This is a genomic window from Sphingobacteriales bacterium, from assembly GCA_016711285.1.
Classification (GTDB): Bacteria; Bacteroidota; Bacteroidia; order Chitinophagales; family UBA2359; genus JADJTG01.
Genome location: JADJTG010000002.1, coordinates 307322 through 326665 on the forward strand (window position 1 = coordinate 307322; position 19344 = coordinate 326665).

Consider the following 19344-nt stretch of genomic DNA (forward strand, 5'->3'; position numbering starts at 1 on the left):
ATATTCAAAAATTTATAACCCAAATAGTGCAAAATGAATCTAAGAATTAACCCTTGTTCAAAGAATACCTATCCTCTACAAGGTATATTGATTAAAGGCACTGATATGAAACAATGGCTTTATCAGCTTGGGATTTTAGAGGTGGATATAAATACGTTTCCCGTTTTTGCGAGTGCTGATACAAGTGGAGATTCTATTTGGGGTTGTTTTGTGTATATGAAGCAAGTCATTTCAAACAATTTTAATTTACAGAATGTACAGTATTGCCAATGCATTGATGATAGATTATTTATACCCGAACTTTCTATCTTATTTCCAAAATTAAATCCTTCCGAAATAGCAATTTTATTTGCAAAATGTCAGCACATTTTTCATCCAGAGTTTGGTTTATTTGAACTAGAAAACCCAATTGATTGGCTAGCTTTTTTAGAAATCCCAGTGCCGCAAAACTATGTAATTTCAGAGCCTCATATTACTGCTTTTCGCCCTCAAATCGTTCAGAAAATTGAATTAAAAGCATTACCTCCAGAAGAACAATTACAGAACCTGGAGAAGAACTCATTTCCTATGAAGGAATCTTTTATTGAAAAGCCGCTCAATTGGCAAGAAAAGATAAAATACCGTCTTTTAAAATCGGTTTTTATATCTTCTGAATCAGGAGCAGGCGTAAAGCAACACAAAAAATCAAATTGGTTTACAACTATGGTCTTAAATTTGGCCAATATACTTCCCTCTAGCGGTAAGCTGTTTGAAAGGTTAGAAAATGATTTTGAAGAATTGCAAAAACGAAATCTTTCAGAAATGGAAAAGTTGATGCAATTGTTTAATAGCGACCCCGAAGAGGCATTAAAATATGCCATCCCGATTGATAGCGAAGGCACAAATAGAGGCGGAGACAAAGGCACGTTTAGTTTGAGTCAACGATGGAAATCGTTTAAATTATTTGGCAATAGCGGGGCAAGAGGTAGTGGAAACGTGCTTTTGCAAGACGATTCGATGGCTAAATTGCGACAACAGTATTACCAAGCAGCAACCAATTTTATTAAGGATAAAAATTTTGAAAAAGCTGCATTTGTTTATATGAAATTGTTGAAAAATAACCAAATGGCGGCAAATACACTGGAAGACGGAAAGCTGTATCCCGAAGCAGCTGCTTTGTATTTAAAATATATGAATAATAAGGAAAAAGCTGCTTCCTGCTACGAAAAAGGGAGAATGATTTCTGATGCAATTAGCCTATATAAAGACTTGAAGATGTACGAAAAAGTGGGTGACTTGTACCAGTCTATCAATAACCGAAAAGAAGCCATTGAACATTATAATTATGTTGTAGAAAATTACAAAACCACCGGCCAATATGTAAAAGCCTCCTTGCTTTTGCGTCATAAAATGGAAGACAAATCATCTGCTCAGGATACCCTACTTGCTGGCTGGCGAGCGCAAAAAGATAGTTTCAATTGTATCAATAATTATTTTGCAAATATTGAAGATATACAAATTTTGTCGAAAGAAATTGATAGAATTTATAGAAATGAAACCAATGATAGAAATAAACCAGTGTTTCTAAAAGCCTTGAAATATGAACACAAAAAAGATGCCCTAATAGCTATACAAACCAAAGAACTGGCTTACGAAATAATTTCAGAACTGGCTATTACAAATCCTAGTATTTTAAACGAGTTGGTTGCATTTAATAAAGATACTCAATTGTCAAAAGACATTACAAGGTACAAAATGAAAGGAAAACGTCAATGAAAGATATATAAGCAATGAAATCTGAGAAAAATCACCAAAAAACAAAGGCAAGATCCCTAAACTACAGTCTTTGCTGAACAATATCTGTAGTCAGTAGAGTGAATTAATTTATTAAATTGTACTCATTGCGATTTTATACCAAACTGGGTGCTGTTCTTTAGCTTTTTGCATTGGAGTTAAATTATTGATTCCTTGATGAGGACAATGGTACTACTATCTTCAACTGACGGACTATGAATCTATTTTGAAATAGTTTTTCGGGTAACACCAAACTGAGTGGCTAATTCTGTTTGAGTATAATTACCACTTGCGTACAAATCCTTGATTTATTGCCGCTTTTTAGGGGTCAGGCTTGCATTTTTATGGAGTTTCATATTTCTAATAACGAAAATATCATACCAAAATGTGTATATCCTTTAAAACCAATTCAATTAGAAACAAAAAAGCCAAAAACAATTTTCGAGTTATTGGATTATGACTATATAGAGACCCACCAAGTTTTGCAAAATAATCAATTAAGCAAAGCGACTTAAGAAACAAAAAACGAACGACTTTGAGTAATTATATAACCCGCTCAAAAAAATAGTGGACAAATATATCCACTATTAAAAAAAATGTTTATCTTTGCTCCATCAAAAATTAGAATATGTTTTCAAAGGCTTGTGAATGCGGTATTAAGGCTTCCATATTTATTGCTGAACAGTCAAAACTTGGAAATAAGGTAAGCCTAAAAGAAGTAGCTGAAGCCATTGAATCTCCGATTGCTTATACGTCAAAAATTCTCCAGCAACTTACACGAAACAACATTATTAATTCTGACAAAGGACCCAGGGGCGGCTTCTATATGAATAAACAAGAGTTAGATAACGTAAAACTAAGCACAATTGTGTTTGCTATTGATGGAGACAATATCTACAAAGGTTGTGGATTGGGCTTAAAACAATGTAATGAAAAATTACCTTGTCCTGTGCATAACCAATTTAAGGTTATTCGTGATGAACTCAAGAAAATGCTTGAAACAACTACAGTAAATTTATTAGCGATTGATTATAAAAATGGATTGACATTTTTGAAAAGGTAAAAAAATTTGAAATAATAGTGGACAATAATATCCAGTATAATTAAGAAATGGAAACGAAAAACATAATTAGCGAGTCCGGAATTATCATTACAATAATTCTTATATTAATTCCAATATTGGTCGCTGCATTTATAGTCATCATTAAAGCTTATGCGGCAATAAATTATTATCACAAGAAAAAAGAATTAGAAGAGTTTTATGAATATTTACGAGGCTTAGGACCTGATGAGTTAGAAAAATTTGAACAAATAAAAAAAGAGCTTGAATTTTCACTTTCAAATAGTGAATTATCTGGAAACAAAGAAGCTAATGACAGTAGAGGTTTAATTAATAACATTAGCCAAGTTGAATCTTTACGATTTGTTGAGTTGAAAAAGAAAAGTCAGCCCAGACCCTATATTGAACCTGATTTGTCCAAATTAATCTTATGGCACTTAGGTTGTGCCACTTTTTGGCTATTACTTGGAACAACTATTGGAGAATATCTCGGAATAAAATTCGTGGCTCCTGATGTTGACCATTACAGTTGGTTGAGTTTTGGGAGATTACGCCCTGTGCATACGAACGCTGTTTTTTGGGGTTGGGCTTCACTAGCAATGATGGGCTTGGCTTATTATGTAATTCCACGTGTTAGCAAAGTACCCATTGTAAGTATTAAAACCAGGTTATTATTCTCTTATTCTTATTAATATCTCGGTAATTATAGGAAGTATATTTTTAATGGCGGCATCAATAATGGCGGTGGCGAATACAGAGAATACATCTGGCCTGTAATGGCACTATTTGGAATAGGTATCATAATTTCCTTACAAAATTTCTTCAAAACAATAGCTAAAAGGACTACGAAAGAAATCTATGTGTCCAACTGGTACATTATTTCGGCAATGATGTTCTTATTGGTAATAGCCTTTGTTGCTTATTGGCCTGGTTGGCAAAATGGATTAGGAGAAACTATTGTACAAGGTTATTATATGCATCAAGGCGTGGGAATGTGGTTTATGCTTTTCAATCTTGGATTGATGTATTATTTCCTACCCCAACAACTCAACAAACCCATTTACTCATATAGCTTAGGAATATTAGCTTTTTGGGCTCAAATACTTTTCTATACTTTAATTGGTACACATCATTTTATATTTAGTGCTATTCCCTGGTGGCTTCAAACAGTTGCTATTGTAGGAAGCGCAGGAATGATTATCCCTGTTGTAGCAGGAACAACCAATTTCTTGATGACTTTTAATGGAGCTTGGAATAAACTTTCAGTTAGCTATACCCTTCCATTTTATTTGATTGGAATCATATTCTATTTCACAGGCTCACTTCAAGGTACAGCAGAAGCGTTCCGCTTTACCAATTTGGTTTGGCACTTCACTGATTTTACTGTTGCTCATTCGCATTTAACGATGTATGGTATTATTTGCTTTATGCTTTGGGGGTTTATACCATCTATAAAACAGATATAGTCCAATATTTGCGAAATGGATTTTTTATTAATTTTGAACTATAAAATATTTATATATGTCTTTTCCTAAAATTATTCAAATCAAAGAAACAATCAAAGAACTTAAATCTTTACAAAGGCGTAGTATTCCACTTATTGCAAAAAGAATAAATATTCTTATTGTGTTAAAAAAGCATGAGCATACCGGAATTTCAAAAAGAGAAGTTTCTGATTTAACAGGAATAAATCATAACACCGTATTAAAATGGAGAAATATCTATGCAAAAGAAGGCTTAGATGCGTTTTTAAAGCATGGAAGAATTGGTTTTAAACCTTCCATTATAAAGGACAATGAACGAGAGCAATTAGAAAAATTATTGACCAACCCCAGCAATGGAATTGTAGGTTATACAGAACTACTAAACTGGGTAAATACTGAATTACACAAAGATATGAAGTATATTACTTTGGTGAAATATGTACAACGAAACTTTAATACCAAAATAAAAGTTGCCCGAAAAAGTCTATGTCAAAAAGAAGAAAAGGCAGTGGAGGCTTTTAAAAAACTTCCATCAAAAGTGTATAAACCTTTTACTTTCAGTAAGTTTCCCATACAAAACAGTGAATCTATATTTTCAAGATGAATCAAGATTTGGAATGTTTACAAGAAATGGGAAAATACTTACTTCAAAAGGAATAAAACCTATCTGTCCTTACCATCAAGTTTTTAAATCTACCTATCTTTTTGGCTCATTTTCCCCTTTGGATGGGGATAATTTCTTGATGGAAATGTCTTTATGCAATGCACAAACTTTTCAAGTTTATCTGAATGAATTATCAAAACATAGACCATCGGAATATAAAATTTTAGTCTTGGATAATGCTGCCTTTCACAAGGCTAAAAAACTAAATATTCCAGAAAATATAGGAATGATTTTTCTTCCTCCATACTCGCCGGAACTTAATCCTGCAGAAAAAGTATGGTGGAAATTTAAACGATCATTTACAAATATTTTATGCAGTTCTTTAAATCAAGTCAGTGATTTTATTACAAAAACTTGTCAAAATCTAACCTCAAATGAGGTTAAGAATATATGCAGTTTTGACTATGTTTTTCAATATTTTGATTGGACTATTTAGTACATATATTTGGTATTATCTATACAGTGGTGCCAAGACTCACCGCAAAGAGCCTCCGCAAATTACCGTGGGAGCACACTTTTGGCTGGCTTTAATTGGCTTATTATTCTACACATTTCCACTAATGTACGGTTCTACCCTTAGAGGTTTGATGTGGATGGAAGGCACAAAGTCTTTTATTGAAAGTGTAGAGTTGATGGCTCCCTTTTGGCTTTGGCGTGCGATTGGCGGCTCCTTGATGTGGCTTTCTCATATTTTGTTTGCCTACAATTTTTGTATTATGGTTCGTAAAAGTGAAGAAATCGAAATACCAAAATCACCTATAGAGATTTTGGCAGCTAAACAAGAATTAGATAAACAGACTGTTACAAATTAACGAGATTAGAAAATGGAATTCTTTAATAATCATAAAACGCTATTCAGAACAGCATTAGGTTTGTTTGTTGGTTTAACCTTCTTGGTAGCTATAATGCCTGCAATTAGAAACCAAGAAAATAATGCAACGCTACCAAATTATGAGCCATTGAGCCAAGAAGCCATTCTAGGCAAACAAAGTTTTATCGCTAATGGTTGTGTAGCCTGCCATACCCAACAAGTACGTAATATTGATATGGATAAAGTTTGGGGTAGCAGACCCGGTATTGCAGCTGATTATGCAGGCAATACAAGAACAGATTTTTGGAGAAACACTGCCACCTTAATGGGAACTGAAAGAACTGGTCCCGATTTGACTAACATAGGGACACGACAAGCAAATATGGCTTGGAATTTATTGCACCTTTATCAACCAAGGGCTGTAGTTGAAAAATCAATAATGCCTGCCTACCCTTGGCTTTTTGATGTAAAAAATGAAGTAGGTAAAAATGAAGTGGAAGTGGTTGTACCTGACCCATACCGAAAAGGCATCAATGGAAAAATTGTCGCTACACAAGAAGCGTTGAATCTTGTAGCTTATTTGCAAAGCTTGAAACAAACTTCCCTACCCGATGGAAATACTCCAATGGAATTTTTATACAAAAAAGATGTAAAACCAGAAGCAAGCACAAGCAACAATACAAATTTACCTGACGGCAAATTATTATACACCAACAATTGTATGAACTGCCACCAAGCCAATGGCGAAGGGTTAAAAGGTGCTTTCCCACCATTGAAAGGCAGTCCAATCGTTTTAGGGGACAATTTGGAACTTTTTGTAAACATAATAATGCTTGGCTATGATGCAAGACCTGAATATGCCGTAATGAATGCAGTAGGAACAGATAATAACCTAACTCCCGAAGAAGTAACTGCCATCATCAATCACGAAAAAATAAGCTGGGGCAATAATGCCAAAACCGTTACACCTGAAGAAGTTAAAAAAATAATGGACTTTGTAAAAATCACTTCAAACAAATAAAATTATAGATGTGAAAGAAATTTGGCTTGAAACACTCCTCACAAAAACACCACAAGAAGGTAGAGAATTGGCTATTAAAATGGCAAGAAAAAGTATTGCCGCTATTCAAACGGATAGTGAATTAAGAAATGATTATGCCAATGACACAGCCCAACTCATTGCATCTGCAAATGTGATTGCTATTGAATTTCAAACTATTGCTCAGGCAAACAATTTTTGGAAAAATGAAAAATAACATAAAACATATTCTCGTCAGTGTACTATTAATAACGGTACAGGTAACAGCCTTTGCTTGTCCTGTTTGCGAAAAACAACAACCTAAAATTACACAAGGATTAACCCACGGTGCAGGACCACAAAGTAATTGGGATTGGGTGATAATCGCCATTATCTCTCTAATAACAGTGATTACATTTATTTATTCTATAAAATATATAATCAAGCCTGGAGAAAAAGAAGCCAACCACATTAAAAAATCAATCTTAAGTTATCAATAAGATGAAAGAAGAAAAGAGTAAAATCGTAGTGTTTGTGGATGAGGATTCCCACCCCATTGCCGAACTTATGGCTCCGGTACAGTTTGATTTGGATACAAGAAAACTGACAGATGGAGAGCATACTTTGAAATTAGTTAGCAAATCAACAACTGGAAGAGAAGGTATTCGAAAAATAAAGTTTATTGTACGCAATGGTCCGGCAATCGCCATTGAAGGCATCGCAGAAAATGCTGTTGTAGATGGTACTTTACCTTTAATGATAAATGCCTACGATAAAGGAGATTCTAAAAAATTCATCATTGAAGGCAGTGAAACGCCACAGAGTATCCCTAATTGGTTATGGATTTTGTTGATTGCATTTTTAGGTTGGGCAGCTTATTATTTCATTACAAATTTTAGTCTGTAAAAAATGAAAAAAGACATATCAAACATAGAAGACGTTAAACTTTTAGTCGATGACTTTTACGGAAAAATTCGTGATGACGAAAAACTAAAAGATATTTTCAACAATAAAATTCAAGACCGCTGACCTCAACATCTTGAAAAAATGTATCGCTTTTGGCAAACGGTTTTGTTGGACGAACATACCTATTATGGAAGTCCATTTGTGCCACACGCTAAATTGCCTGTGGATAAAGAGCATTTTGACCAATGGCTCGAATTGTTTTATGCAACAGTAGATGAACATTTTAGCGGCACAAAAGCGGAAAGAGCTAAGTGGCAAGGACAACGAATGGCAGAGATGTTTCATTCCAAAATTGAATATTATAAAAATAACCCAACTATACCTTTATTATGATAACAGTTAAAATGCCTATAGCACTTATTGCAACATTTCTTTGGATAGGATTTGTTTGTGCTATTAGTTTTATGGAAGCTTGGCTCAAGTTTAGAGCACCGGGAATTACAGTTCAATTAGGACTTGGTATTGGCAGATTGGTTTTTAGCGCACTCAACAAAGTAGAATGGGTTTTGGCAATTGCTATATTGTTAAATTTAATTCTATCAAAAAGCATTTTTTTATCAGTAAATAGCCTACTCTATTTTATTCCACTGATTTTACTCATCATTCAAACAACTTGGACGTTACCTGCACTAGATACAAGACCAGAGAGGCACATTAAAGCGCAAATTCCCGCAGCACCTAACCTTCAATTGTACTATGTAGGTATGGAAATTATCAAGGTGGCTTGCTTGTCCATTTTTGGAATATCACTTTTTAAAAATAAATCAATATGAACAAAGAAAAATTAATCAATGATATTGAAAAAAAATATCAGCAATTAGGAGAAAATTCGGAAACCTATCTTAAAGGTCTTTTACACGCTAAACCCATCAACTATTGGGATTATGTGGAAGTAGATACGCTGCTTTCTTTACAGAGGCCACGTACAAACTTTAAAGACGAAGAGATTTTTATTATGTACCATCAGGTCACAGAATTATTCTTAAAAATGATGGTACACGAGATTAAACAATTGGTTTATGAGCCATTTGAAGAGACAATTTGGTTAGAAAAATTGGAACGATTAAACCGTTACACCAAAATGCTCATCGGCTCATTTGATGTGATGAAGTACGGAATGAATTATGAGGACTATAATACATTCAGAAGCACGCTTACTCCTGCAAGTGGATTCCAATCAGTTACTTTTCGATTGATAGAAATTTATTGCACTCGATTAGAAAACCTAATTAACGAAGAAGGTAAAAAGAGAATTGGAGCGCATCCCTCTATTAACGAATATTTCGAACACATCTATTGGAAAGATGCAGGTTTAAATCGAATTACAGGAGAAAAATCGCTAACACTACGTCAGTTTGAAGAAAAGTATTTGGAATGCTTAATCGGTTTAGCAAATAAAACAAAAGGGATAACTTTAGAGGATAAATTCCTAAAAATGACAAATTGCTCTAATACATTGAAAGATAAACTAAGAGAATTTGACCATTTATATAATGTGGCTTGGCCTTTAGTTCATTTGGAAACTGCACAACATTATCTTGATTCAAAAGGCGAAAGTAAAGCTGCCACAGGTGGCAGTGAATGGAAAAAATATTTACATCCAAAATTCCAACAGCGTAAATTTTTCCCAACGCTTTGGACTACTGAAGAAATAACAAATTGGGGAAATAACATTCAAAACAAAAAAGTATGAACATTCAAGAAAATAGCATCATTGGAGAATTGGTAGCACAAGACTATCGTACCGCATCGGTATTCAAAAAATATGGAATCGATTTTTGTTGTCAAGGAAATAGAACCATTAATGATGCCTGCGAGGCAAAAAATTTAAATGAAAAATCGGTAGTTTCAGATTTAAATGCACTGTTGCAATCGCAATCAGAAGGCAATATTGATTACCAAGCTTGGCCTATTAATTTATTGGCAGATTACATCGAAAAAAAGCATCATCGTTATGTGGAAGAAAAACACTAGAGATAAAACCATACCTTGCAAAAATTTGTCGCGTACACGGCAGTCGCCATCCTGAATTGCTTGAAATAAATGAACATTTTAATGCAACTGCCGGTGAGTTGGCGATGCACATGAAAAAAGAAGAATTGGTTTTGTTTCCTTATATGCGCAAAATGGCAAAAGCAAAACAAGAAAAAATAAAACTTGAAACTCCACATTTCGGAACCATTCAAAACCCCATTCAAATGATGATGAATGAACACACTACCGAAGGCGACCGTTTTAGAAAAATTGAAGAATTAAGCAATAATTACACGCCACCGCAGGATGCCTGCAATACTTATCGAGTGACATTTGCATTGTTGAAAGAATTTGAACAGGATTTACATTTGCATATTCATTTGGAAAACAATATTCTGTTTCCAAGAGCCATTGAGCTTGAAAAACAATTATCAAATGCCTAATTCTATTAAAAGAATAGAAGCACTAAAGCCATTAAGTCGAGAACACCATTACGGTTTGTTGCTTTGTTGGAAAATAAGAACAGGAATTAAGAAAAACGTAGCGATAGAGAGAATAAAGCGTTACACAGATTGGTACTGGAAAAATCATTTATCCCATCATTTTGAAATGGAAGAAACTTATGTTTTTTCGATTTTGGGTAATGATCACTCGCTTATAAAACAAGCCAAAGCAGAGCACCGAAAACTGAAAGGTCTTTTTGAAAGTACTGAAGCGTCATTAGAATCAATAAGCCTAATTGAAGAAGAACTTGAAAAGCACATTCGTTTTGAAGAAAGAGTGCTTTTTAATGAGATTCAAAAGGTGGCTACTGCACAAGATTTGGAAAAAATATCATTGGTTCATACCATAGATTTACAAAATGAATGGGCAGATGAATTTTGGGTATCATAAAAATATGCTCGTAGTATTTTTTATTGTTAGGAATCCTTACTATATTTACCTTAGCAATAATGCCACACCACCATTTAAATCATTAAAAAATGTCAAAATCAATTTTCTATCACGCAGGATGCCCTGTGTGCGTCAGTGCAGAGCACGACATCGTAAACCTAATTGGTGCCGATAATGTAGAAATCGTTCACATTGGCGAAGACCGCAATCGAATTGCAGAAGCAGAAAAAGCGGGTGTGAAATCTGTACCCGCATTGCTTACTCCAAACGGAAATGTCCTTCACATCAATTATGGAGCGTCTATAGCTGACGTAAAAGGTTAAAAAATTTGCCCTGCATTGTTAGGATTCCTATCTTTGCAGGGCTTTAATTCTAATTTAATAATTGAAGCGGTTAATTACAGCAGTTTTGTTTTGTTGTTTTTTACCAGCAAAAATCATAAATACAATGAAAGTAGCAGTTTGGGACACCTATGTAACTAAAAAAGACGGTACTGTGATGCATTTCGACATCATTGCACCACAAGAAATTAATGACACTGCCCTTATTTACGGTTATGGCAAAGAATATTTAAAAACCAAAAGACAAGACGGGCAAGCCCTATCATCAAAAGAGTGCAGGTTTTGTCACATCCAAAACATCAAACCTCAATGGGAAACAGAAATTAAACAAAAAGGTTACTTTATTATTGAAATGGAAAATTGTAATTAAATGAAATACTCCCCTTTTAATTTAAGCGAGCAAAACCAAAAGGTTGAAAGTCGAATTGTAGTGGCACTTGAGCGAATTTCAGAAGTATTTCGGGTATTACTTTGGAATGAAAGTAAAGAAAATTCGCTAAGTCCAATACAAATTCAGATTCTGATTTTTATTCATTTTCATTCTCAAGAAAAATGCAAGGTGGGCTATTTGGCAGATGAGTTCAATATGACCAAAGCCACCATTAGCGATAGCATAAAAGTGCTGCTTGCCAAAGGTTTTGTCGCTAAAGAAATAGACACAGCCGACACTAGAAGCTATTCTCTTTCGCTAACGTCAGAAGGGAGAAAAACAGCGAAAAAAGCATCTTTTTTTGCTTCGTCTTTTGAGCAACCCTTAGAAAAGCTGACGGAAGAGCAGAAAACCACAATGTTGAATGGATTGCTAAAAATAATTTATGACTTGAATCAATCGGGTATTATTACCCTTCAACGAATGTGTTTTACTTGTTTGAATTACCAATATAACAATGGTATTCATTACTGTAAACTATTGGAAAACCAACTTGTTGAAAGCGATTTGAGAATTGATTGCCCCGAACACGCATTGCAACAATAAGCTTAATCTTTGGAAATTTAGTTACGATTAAAAGTAGAATAAAAAATGCAGCGGAGTATTCGGAGAGAAACGCAAATGAAATCAAACTTCTTTTAGAAAAAAACAGTTTCAGGGCAAAAGTGGCGGGTTCAGTGCTTCGTATAAAATTTAGTAGTGTAAATCACCACCTTCGCAAAGCCCAAAATCGTTATAAGAAATTAAAAAATTATTTTAGTCCAAAAATGAAATGCTTTGTACATTTGTAATATACAAATAAAGTATTAATGGTAAATAAAAAAACTTTCCTCAAACAATGGAATTACGGAAATGCTCCTAACGTCCGCACATCGCAAGAAACTGATTCGTTATATGCGATTTTAACAGACCGCAACCCAATACAACAAACAGACAATAAATGAGAAAATGATAACAGGAAAAGACATAATAGACTTAGGATTTAAACCAAGCAAATGGTTCAAAGACGTAATTGACTATGCTAATCAAAATAATCTTAGTGGCGATAGATTGAAGGACTACATTGAGTCGGTTCGACCTAAGTATATTGACCCACATTCTGAGCCTATTGACTTTTATAAAAACATAAGAGCCGAGACAGAAGAAGAAGTGGACAATGTAAAAATGGTTCTTGACACCATGCAAGACCTGATGAAAACCCCAACTTTGATTGGTGGTGCAGTTATGCCAGACGCTTGCCCGACAGGAGAAGGACAAATTCCAGTTGGTGGTGTTGTAATTGCGAAAAACGCAATTCACCCTTCAATGCACAGTGCAGATATTTGCTGTTCTGTGATGATGACAAATTTTGGAATGTTATCGCCAAAGGCTGTATTGGATATGGCTCATTCCGTAACCCATTTCGGTGGTGGCGGACGTGAAGAATATTCAGTATTACCAAAAGACTTTGAAGAAAAGATTTTACAAAACAAATTCCTGAACTCAGAACGCAGTTTAAGTTTTGCCAAGTCGCATTTGGCGACACAAGGAGACGGAAATCATTTTCTTTTTGTTGGTATTTCAAAAAAGACAGGAGAAACAGTGATGGTTACCCACCACGGTAGTCGTGGCTTTGGTGCAAACCTTTATACACAAGGAATGAAAGTGGCTGAATATTTCAGAAAAGAAATTTCACCAAAAACAGCCGAGAAAAATGCTTGGATTCCTTTCGAAACAGATGAAGGAAAAGCTTATTGGGAAGCATTGCAATTGGTTAGAGAGTGGACAAAACTAAACCACACAACCATTCACAATGCAACAACTCAAGGGTTGAGAATTGACCCATTCGACAGGTTTTGGAACGAGCATAATTTTGTGTTTAAGGAAAATGATTTGTTCTATCACGCCAAAGGTGCAACGCCATTAGACGACAAGTTTGTTCCAGACAGCAAAGACGGTTTACGACTTATTCCATTAAATATGAGCGAACCCGTTTTAATCGTAAAAGGCAGCACAACAGCCAACAATTTAGGGTTTGCACCTCACGGAGCAGGTCGAAATATTAGTCGTGGACGACATAAGAAAAACAACTCTCATAAGACAATTGAACAAATCTTTCACGAAGAAACGCAAGGTTTAGACATTCGCTTTTTCTCTAATAATATTGACATTTCTGAATTACCAAGTGCTTACAAAAATGCTGATATGGTAAAACGACAAATGCGAGAATTTGGACTTGGAGAAGTGCTTGACGAGATTATGCCATTCGGTTGCATAATGGCGGGAGATTGGGAAATTGACGCACCTTGGAAAGTGAAAACGAGAGAGAAGTATAAAACAGACCAGAAAATAGCGAAAAAACAGACGAATAAGAAGAAAAACCGCATATAACAAGTTTTTTTTGTGTTAGGCGTGGCGATGTGCAAACTTGGAGCTACTATTCAAGTTCTGTGCTTGTTGATTTTTTGTACCCATAATCCCCCCCGAATGTTAAGCTGCGAAACTATTAGCAACAACTATAAAAAATTAATAACAAATTACCGCCTTGAAAATCATCATAATGTAACTTGAGACCAAACACTTCGTGGATTTTGGAGTTTTTTCTTCAAAATAATATTTTATCGAAACTAATAAATACAAAAAGGCAAGGGTATTAATAAGGCGTAATTTGATTTGGTAGTATGTACACTGAACTAACAACTCATCACAAATGTCTTTATCTTTACATTTTTACCTTTCGGTTAAAAAGACCTTTTCAAGCCTTGACTTAAAAAACAAAATCTTGAAACCTGAAAACAGAACAGCAAACTGAACTTTAAACATTAATTAACAAAACAATAAAATTATGGGGATAATCATCTTACCTTTTTTACTTGGTGCGTTTGGACTTTCAATATTTGCATGGATTAATTGCTTCAAACTTTATAGAATGAAGGAAATAACCCCTATGGAAGTCATTTTTGGACTTATATTTTAGTTTCAATTTTTGGACTGATTTGCTTATCATATTTAATTGAAGGTAAAGTTTGGGCATTAAGTCCAGCATTTAGAATTCTAATATTTATGATTTTTGTTCCTTTTGGATTTTACCTATTTTTAGGTCAAGCAACAATCCAAAATTGGCGTATTTTGCTACTTTGATTTTAATTAGTATCGGACTATCAGGTATTTTGGGTGTAGTTCTTTATAAAGTATTCTTCGTATTAATAGACTATTTGGGAATTGAAAAATACTATTAGTAAAATAAAAAACAAAAAACACTGGCTATAATACGGATTTGCCAAAATGGAGGCAGTAATGCTAAATTGAGCATTTGGTACCTTATTGAACCTTTGTACTAAAAAATGAAATATATAATCATACTATTTTTACTGACTATTTTTTCATTTACGAAGGTAACTGCAAGTATTAGTCCCGTAATTTTTAAAGCAAAAATTGTTTTAAAAAATAAAACTTCTTTTACTGCCTACTTTTTAACTTGGGATACTGAAACATACGATAGCAAAGGTAAATCTATGTTGGAGTTTGGCTATAAAGTTACAGATAAAGAGTTTCAATTATTTCTAAACAAACAAAACAATAGATATTGTTATGATAGAAATAGTGAAAAAGCAATTAAAGGAATTAGGCTTTATAAAAATATTTATGGTATTCAAAAACTTGCAACTATTGAAATTCCATTGTTTGGCTTTTGCAACAAGAACGATATTGTAGATATTAATGCAAATGATATTTTATATACAGTTTTTTTAGGACTGAACAGTTCAAATTTTCCACAATTTGAAAATTATGGAATACCAATTGAAGATTTGGACAGTACAAGTACACAAGATTTAAAAAAGCATACAATCATAGCCAATTTTGTATTAAAAGACCCCAAGGATTTATCCTACAGCTTTCATTTTATAAAACAACAGATAAAACGATGGATTCAAAAAAATTAGAAGCAATTGTTCGTTTAAGAAAATATGATGTGACAAAAATGAGCAACGAACCAGCATATTATAGTAGTATTAAAACGGAAATGGCAAAACAACGAATTTATTTATTTTCTGAACACCAAGACTAAAGATAATAAAATCCAGCCACCAACAAGAGTTTGTCAAAAGTGGGGCATTTGTACTAAATTAGGGTATTGTACTTCTAATGAATTTTGGTGCTAAATTGAATATTTGTACTTCTAATTCCTCACCTTCAGCAAGCCTAAAATGTTAGCTGTTATTTTGAAAACTGACACTTATAAACAGAAAGTAATCAAAGATGAACTTAAATCAAATTACAATTTCTTCCTTAGACCTCGAAAAATCTATACCTTTTTATGAAACACTTGGACTGAAACTAATAGTAAAATCGCTACCTCATTATGCAAGATTTGAATGTCCAGACGGAACTTCAACATTTTCAATACAACGAGTAGAAAAACTATCAACAGGAAACGGAATTCACATTTATTTTGAGTGTGACAATCTTGACAAATATGTTAGCGAACTATTGGGCAAGGGAGTTGAATTTGACGAAATGCCAAACGACAAAAATTGGTTATGGCGTGAAGCACATTTGAAAGACATTGACAATAACCATTTGATATTATACTATGCAGGTGAAAACAGATTAAACCCGCCTTGGAAATTGAAATAATATGGAAACAGATGAACAATAAACTGTATAAAAAATGGATATACTTAAAGCTGAACCTGCTGATAATGAGCTATTGACAACGATAACAAAAATGTCAAAAGCTTATTGGGGATTTTCTGAAGAAGTTTTGAAAAAATGGGAGCATTTATTGACTATTACAAAAGACTATATTGAAAAAAACAAGGTATTTAAACTTGTTCAAAACGACCAAATTATTGGATATTATTCCTATTTTTTTATTGACGAAAAAACTATAAAACTTGATAATATTTTTATTCTTCCGGAGTTTATAGGAAAAGGATTTGGCAAAATCCTAATGAACGACTTTTAAAAAAAAGTAAAACATTTAGGTATAAACAAAATAACTCTTGATGCAGAGCCAAATGCTGAAAAATTTTACAAAAAATTTGGCTTTGAAGTAATTGGGAGACTTGAAAGTTCGATAAAAAGCAGATATTTACCAATAATGGAATTGAGAATTGAGAAAAAAACAACGGCTAACGTCGTATTTAAATTTTTATTGACATTATTACTTTTTACAAACAACTTTTCTTTTGGACAAAAAACAGAAGTAAAGAACAATTTGTTGGACAAAACATTGAAAAAAGATAGTGTTATAGCTGAATTTACTGAACTGTATAATTTGACAAATACCATTCATCCAGGACAATTTATGTTCTGCTCAAAAAATGAATTTGACAAAACTTTTTTGAGTTTAAAGAATTCAATTAATTCAGACCTTTCTATTGTAGAGTATTTTAAACTAACTGCCACACTAATGGCAAAAATCAAAGATGGACATACAGCAGTTGACAGAACACAAATTATTTCTTTACTGAATGAACGATTAGTGTTTCCTTTCAGTATCTATAAAATTAGGGACAACTATTATTTGGGCAAATCAACTGAAGGAAAGAAAGATTATTTGGGTTTAAAAATTCTTAAAATTAATAGACAGGATATCCATTCTGTACTAAATGAAATTCAAAAGTATATTCATCTTGAAGCAAGAAATGAAACGGGGTTAAACACACGATTAAAAAACTTTCCTTTTTACTATTTCATTTACAATCAAACAGAACATTTTACTATTGAATATTTGGATATAAACAAGAAGAAAAAAACAATCTCTTTGCAGGGAGTCAGTTATGAAACTTTCACAAAATATATCAATGAACATATTGAGCCACTTTCCACAGAATTTAGAGACAATGAGACAGCTATATTAAAATTTCATTCTTTTGAAAATAGCTATAATGAAGCAGATAGAAAAATTGCAGAAACGCAATTAGATAATTTCTTTAACCGACTTGATAGTTTAAAAATCCAAAATCTAATTATTGATTTACGAGATAATAGTGGTGGCGCACCTGAAATAGCAAACTATTTGTTTTCCTATTTAGTGAATAAGCCTTACTACTATTTTGATTATGTAGGTGCAAAATTTACTAGCGTAAAAGAATGGAAACATTATGCTCAATATCCTGACAATATTCAAGAAATCAATATTGCAGAAACTACATTAAAAAACGGTTTATACCATTAAAATATCTATTTGGCATAGTTATTTTACTAATTCAATTCCATTTAAAGTGGCTTATATTAGCAATAATATCAGCCACATCATTACAAAATAGAAGATTTTACACACTGTGTCATTTAGATATTTATTTGGTATTACATCGTTACACTGAAACGGACTCTACTGATTATTGGTGGTTTGAAAAACAGGAAAACAAACCAAATTATTATAAAGGAAGAATCGGTGTATTAATAAATGGTGGCTGTTTTTCTACGACAGGACATTTATTAGCATTGATGAGAGAATATAAAATTGGAACATTTTATGGAGAATATTCACAAGGAAGCAATTATAGCAATTCGGGTGGACAAGCATTTGTTTTACCCTATTCTAAAACATTAGTTTGGATTCCTACTTTTCAATATAAAATGAGAACACCACAGGTTGGAAATGACTTAAAAGGAATTAAACCTGCTTTTGAAATACAAATTGAACCAAAAGACCTAAAAACAAAATATGATAGCCAATTGGATTTTGTGATAAAAAAAATGGAACAGAATAAATGAACGAACATCCAACATCGGTATTAAATTGGGTCAAAATTGCAAGGTTAAAGAATGTACATTCTATTGAACATTTCGTATTTCAAAAACCCCACCTTTGCCAAGCCCAAAACCGCGCCTAATAAACAACCAAAAACATACAACTTTTATCTGATTTTTATTACTACTTTCCCTTTTGCCCGACCAGATTCTACATACGTCAAAGCTTCATTGGTTTGTTCAAATGGAAACACTTTGTCAATAATTGGGCGAATTTTTCCTGCTTCTATCAATGTTCCAATTTCTGACAACTGCTTTCCATTCGCTTGCATAAACAAAAACGAATAATCTATATTTAATTTTTTTGCTTTTTGTTTTATTTTGAAACTCAACAAACGTATGGCAATTTTCATTAACCACGACAAGCCAACTTCTTTGGCATAAACCACATCGGGCGGACCAGAAATTGAAATTACTTTGCCTTTGGGTTTTAAAATATTTAAAGATTTTTCCAATGTTTTTTCGTCTTGACTGTTTAGCACCAAATCGTAATCCTTCAGCAAAGTTTCAAAATCTTGTGTTTTATAATCAATTACCACATCAGCACCCAAACTTTTTACTAAATCAAAATTATCTGCACTTGTAGTTGTGGCGACAGTTGCACCCAAATGTTTTGCCAACTGAATAGCAATTGTTCCAACACCACCAGAACCTGCTTGAATAAATACTTTTTGACCTTTTTGGAGATTTGCCTTTTCTACAAATGCTTGCCAAACGGTTAATCCAACCAATGGAATAGATGCAGCCTCTTCCATTGAAATATTTTTTGGTTTCAGTGCCAAATCATTTTCATTGATGGCTATAAATTCGGCAAAAGCTCCGATAGAAAAATCTCTTGGTCGCGCAAATACTTCATCACCAACTTCGAATTTGGTCACTTTTGAACCAACTTTGGTAACAATTCCTGCCACATCGTGCCCTAAAATCAATGGAAATTTGTAGGACAAAATCATTTTAAATTCACCACTTTTTAGTTTTGAATCCAACTGATTGATACTCGCCGAATAAATTTGTATTAATACTTGGTTTTCTTTTATTGTTGGCATTTCTACTTCAACCAATTGAAGTTTATCTGTTTTGTTATAACGATTTATTGCAAATGCTTTCATTTTTTTTATCAAATTATTGTATTTAATTTTGCTTTCAATTTGCAAGTACAAAGATATAAACAACTTTTAATTTGCAAGT

At 33.3% G+C, this 19344-nt stretch carries 21 protein-coding genes and 4 pseudogenes; 24 read left to right on the forward strand and 1 reads right to left on the reverse strand.

Annotation, left to right across the window (positions count from 1 at the left end):
* Positions 1-33 precede the first annotated feature (33 nt).
* From IPL35_01505 to IPL35_01620, 24 genes and pseudogenes are all read left to right on the forward strand, one after another.
* Complete coding sequence (locus IPL35_01505) at positions 34-1755, forward strand: hypothetical protein (protein ID MBK8442152.1); 1722 nt, start codon at positions 34-36, stop codon at positions 1753-1755.
* A gap of 646 nt (positions 1756-2401) precedes the next feature.
* Positions 2402-2836, forward strand: a complete 435-nt coding sequence (locus IPL35_01510; GenBank protein ID MBK8442153.1) for an Rrf2 family transcriptional regulator — start codon at positions 2402-2404, stop codon at positions 2834-2836.
* Between the two features lie 47 nt (positions 2837-2883).
* A pseudogene (locus IPL35_01515) lies at positions 2884-4287 on the forward strand (cbb3-type cytochrome c oxidase subunit I).
* Positions 4288-4354: 67 nt separating this feature from the next.
* Positions 4355-4921, forward strand: coding sequence for a helix-turn-helix domain-containing protein (locus tag IPL35_01520; protein ID MBK8442154.1), 567 nt, complete (start codon positions 4355-4357; stop codon positions 4919-4921).
* Positions 4899-5417 carry an IS630 family transposase gene (locus IPL35_01525; protein ID MBK8442155.1) on the forward strand — a complete coding sequence of 173 codons (519 nt, stop codon included), beginning with the start codon at positions 4899-4901 and terminating at the stop codon, positions 5415-5417. The genes IPL35_01520 and IPL35_01525 overlap by 23 nt, the downstream gene beginning before the upstream one ends.
* A gap of 5 nt (positions 5418-5422) precedes the next feature.
* Positions 5423-5793, forward strand: a pseudogene (locus tag IPL35_01530) (cbb3-type cytochrome c oxidase subunit I).
* Positions 5794-5805: 12 nt separating this feature from the next.
* Positions 5806-6813, forward strand: a complete 1008-nt coding sequence (locus IPL35_01535; protein ID MBK8442156.1) for a cytochrome c — start codon at positions 5806-5808, stop codon at positions 6811-6813.
* 10 nt (positions 6814-6823) lie between these two features.
* On the forward strand, positions 6824-7048 hold the full coding sequence (locus IPL35_01540; GenBank protein ID MBK8442157.1) for a hexameric tyrosine-coordinated heme protein: 225 nt from the start codon (positions 6824-6826) through the stop codon (positions 7046-7048).
* On the forward strand, positions 7038-7310 hold the full coding sequence (locus IPL35_01545) for a hypothetical protein (protein MBK8442158.1): 273 nt from the start codon (positions 7038-7040) through the stop codon (positions 7308-7310). The genes IPL35_01540 and IPL35_01545 overlap by 11 nt, the downstream gene beginning before the upstream one ends.
* Before the next feature lies 1 nt (position 7311).
* A complete protein-coding gene (locus tag IPL35_01550) occupies positions 7312-7716 on the forward strand; it encodes a cytochrome C (protein ID MBK8442159.1) in 405 nt (134 codons plus the stop codon).
* Between the two features lie 3 nt (positions 7717-7719).
* Positions 7720-8109 (forward strand): annotated as a pseudogene (locus tag IPL35_01555) (group III truncated hemoglobin).
* The gene (locus tag IPL35_01560) at positions 8106-8549 is read left to right on the forward strand and encodes a hypothetical protein (protein MBK8442160.1); all 444 of its coding nucleotides are present in this window, start codon (positions 8106-8108) and stop codon (positions 8547-8549) included. Before IPL35_01555 ends, IPL35_01560 begins: the two are co-directional and overlap by 4 nt.
* Positions 8546-9469, forward strand: coding sequence for a tryptophan 2,3-dioxygenase (locus tag IPL35_01565; GenBank protein ID MBK8442161.1), 924 nt, complete (start codon positions 8546-8548; stop codon positions 9467-9469). Before IPL35_01560 ends, IPL35_01565 begins: the two co-directional genes overlap by 4 nt.
* Positions 9466-10193, forward strand: a pseudogene (gene ric, locus IPL35_01570) (iron-sulfur cluster repair di-iron protein). Before IPL35_01565 ends, ric begins: the two are co-directional and overlap by 4 nt.
* A complete protein-coding gene (locus IPL35_01575) occupies positions 10186-10644 on the forward strand; it encodes a hemerythrin domain-containing protein (GenBank protein MBK8442162.1) in 459 nt (152 codons plus the stop codon). Before ric ends, IPL35_01575 begins: the two are co-directional and overlap by 8 nt.
* 89 nt (positions 10645-10733) lie before the next feature.
* Entirely contained in the window at positions 10734-10967 is a 234-nt protein-coding gene (locus IPL35_01580; protein ID MBK8442163.1) for a thioredoxin family protein, read from the forward strand.
* A 124-nt stretch (positions 10968-11091) separates the two neighbouring features.
* Entirely contained in the window at positions 11092-11355 is a 264-nt protein-coding gene (locus IPL35_01585; protein ID MBK8442164.1) for a DUF2024 family protein, read from the forward strand.
* Positions 11356-11961 (forward strand): winged helix-turn-helix transcriptional regulator, encoded by a 606-nt coding sequence (locus IPL35_01590; GenBank protein MBK8442165.1) that lies wholly within the window; start codon positions 11356-11358, stop codon positions 11959-11961.
* A 402-nt stretch (positions 11962-12363) separates the two neighbouring features.
* A complete protein-coding gene (locus tag IPL35_01595; GenBank protein MBK8442166.1) occupies positions 12364-13785 on the forward strand; it encodes an RtcB family protein in 1422 nt (473 codons plus the stop codon).
* A gap of 953 nt (positions 13786-14738) precedes the next feature.
* Positions 14739-15338 (forward strand): hypothetical protein, encoded by a 600-nt coding sequence (locus IPL35_01600; GenBank protein MBK8442167.1) that lies wholly within the window; start codon positions 14739-14741, stop codon positions 15336-15338.
* A 316-nt stretch (positions 15339-15654) separates the two neighbouring features.
* Positions 15655-16032 (forward strand): VOC family protein, encoded by a 378-nt coding sequence (locus tag IPL35_01605; protein ID MBK8442168.1) that lies wholly within the window; start codon positions 15655-15657, stop codon positions 16030-16032.
* A gap of 34 nt (positions 16033-16066) precedes the next feature.
* Positions 16067-16363 (forward strand): GNAT family N-acetyltransferase, encoded by a 297-nt coding sequence (locus IPL35_01610; protein MBK8442169.1) that lies wholly within the window; start codon positions 16067-16069, stop codon positions 16361-16363.
* A gap of 135 nt (positions 16364-16498) precedes the next feature.
* Positions 16499-17578 carry a peptidase S41 gene (locus tag IPL35_01615; protein MBK8442170.1) on the forward strand — a complete coding sequence of 360 codons (1080 nt, stop codon included), beginning with the start codon at positions 16499-16501 and terminating at the stop codon, positions 17576-17578.
* A complete protein-coding gene (locus IPL35_01620) occupies positions 17554-18120 on the forward strand; it encodes a hypothetical protein (protein MBK8442171.1) in 567 nt (188 codons plus the stop codon). Before IPL35_01615 ends, IPL35_01620 begins: the two co-directional genes overlap by 25 nt.
* A gap of 143 nt (positions 18121-18263) precedes the next feature.
* Here IPL35_01620 and IPL35_01625 read toward each other — a convergent pair whose 3' ends face one another.
* A complete protein-coding gene (locus tag IPL35_01625) occupies positions 18264-19265 on the reverse strand; it encodes an NADP-dependent oxidoreductase (GenBank protein MBK8442172.1) in 1002 nt (333 codons plus the stop codon).
* Positions 19266-19344 lie beyond the last annotated feature (79 nt).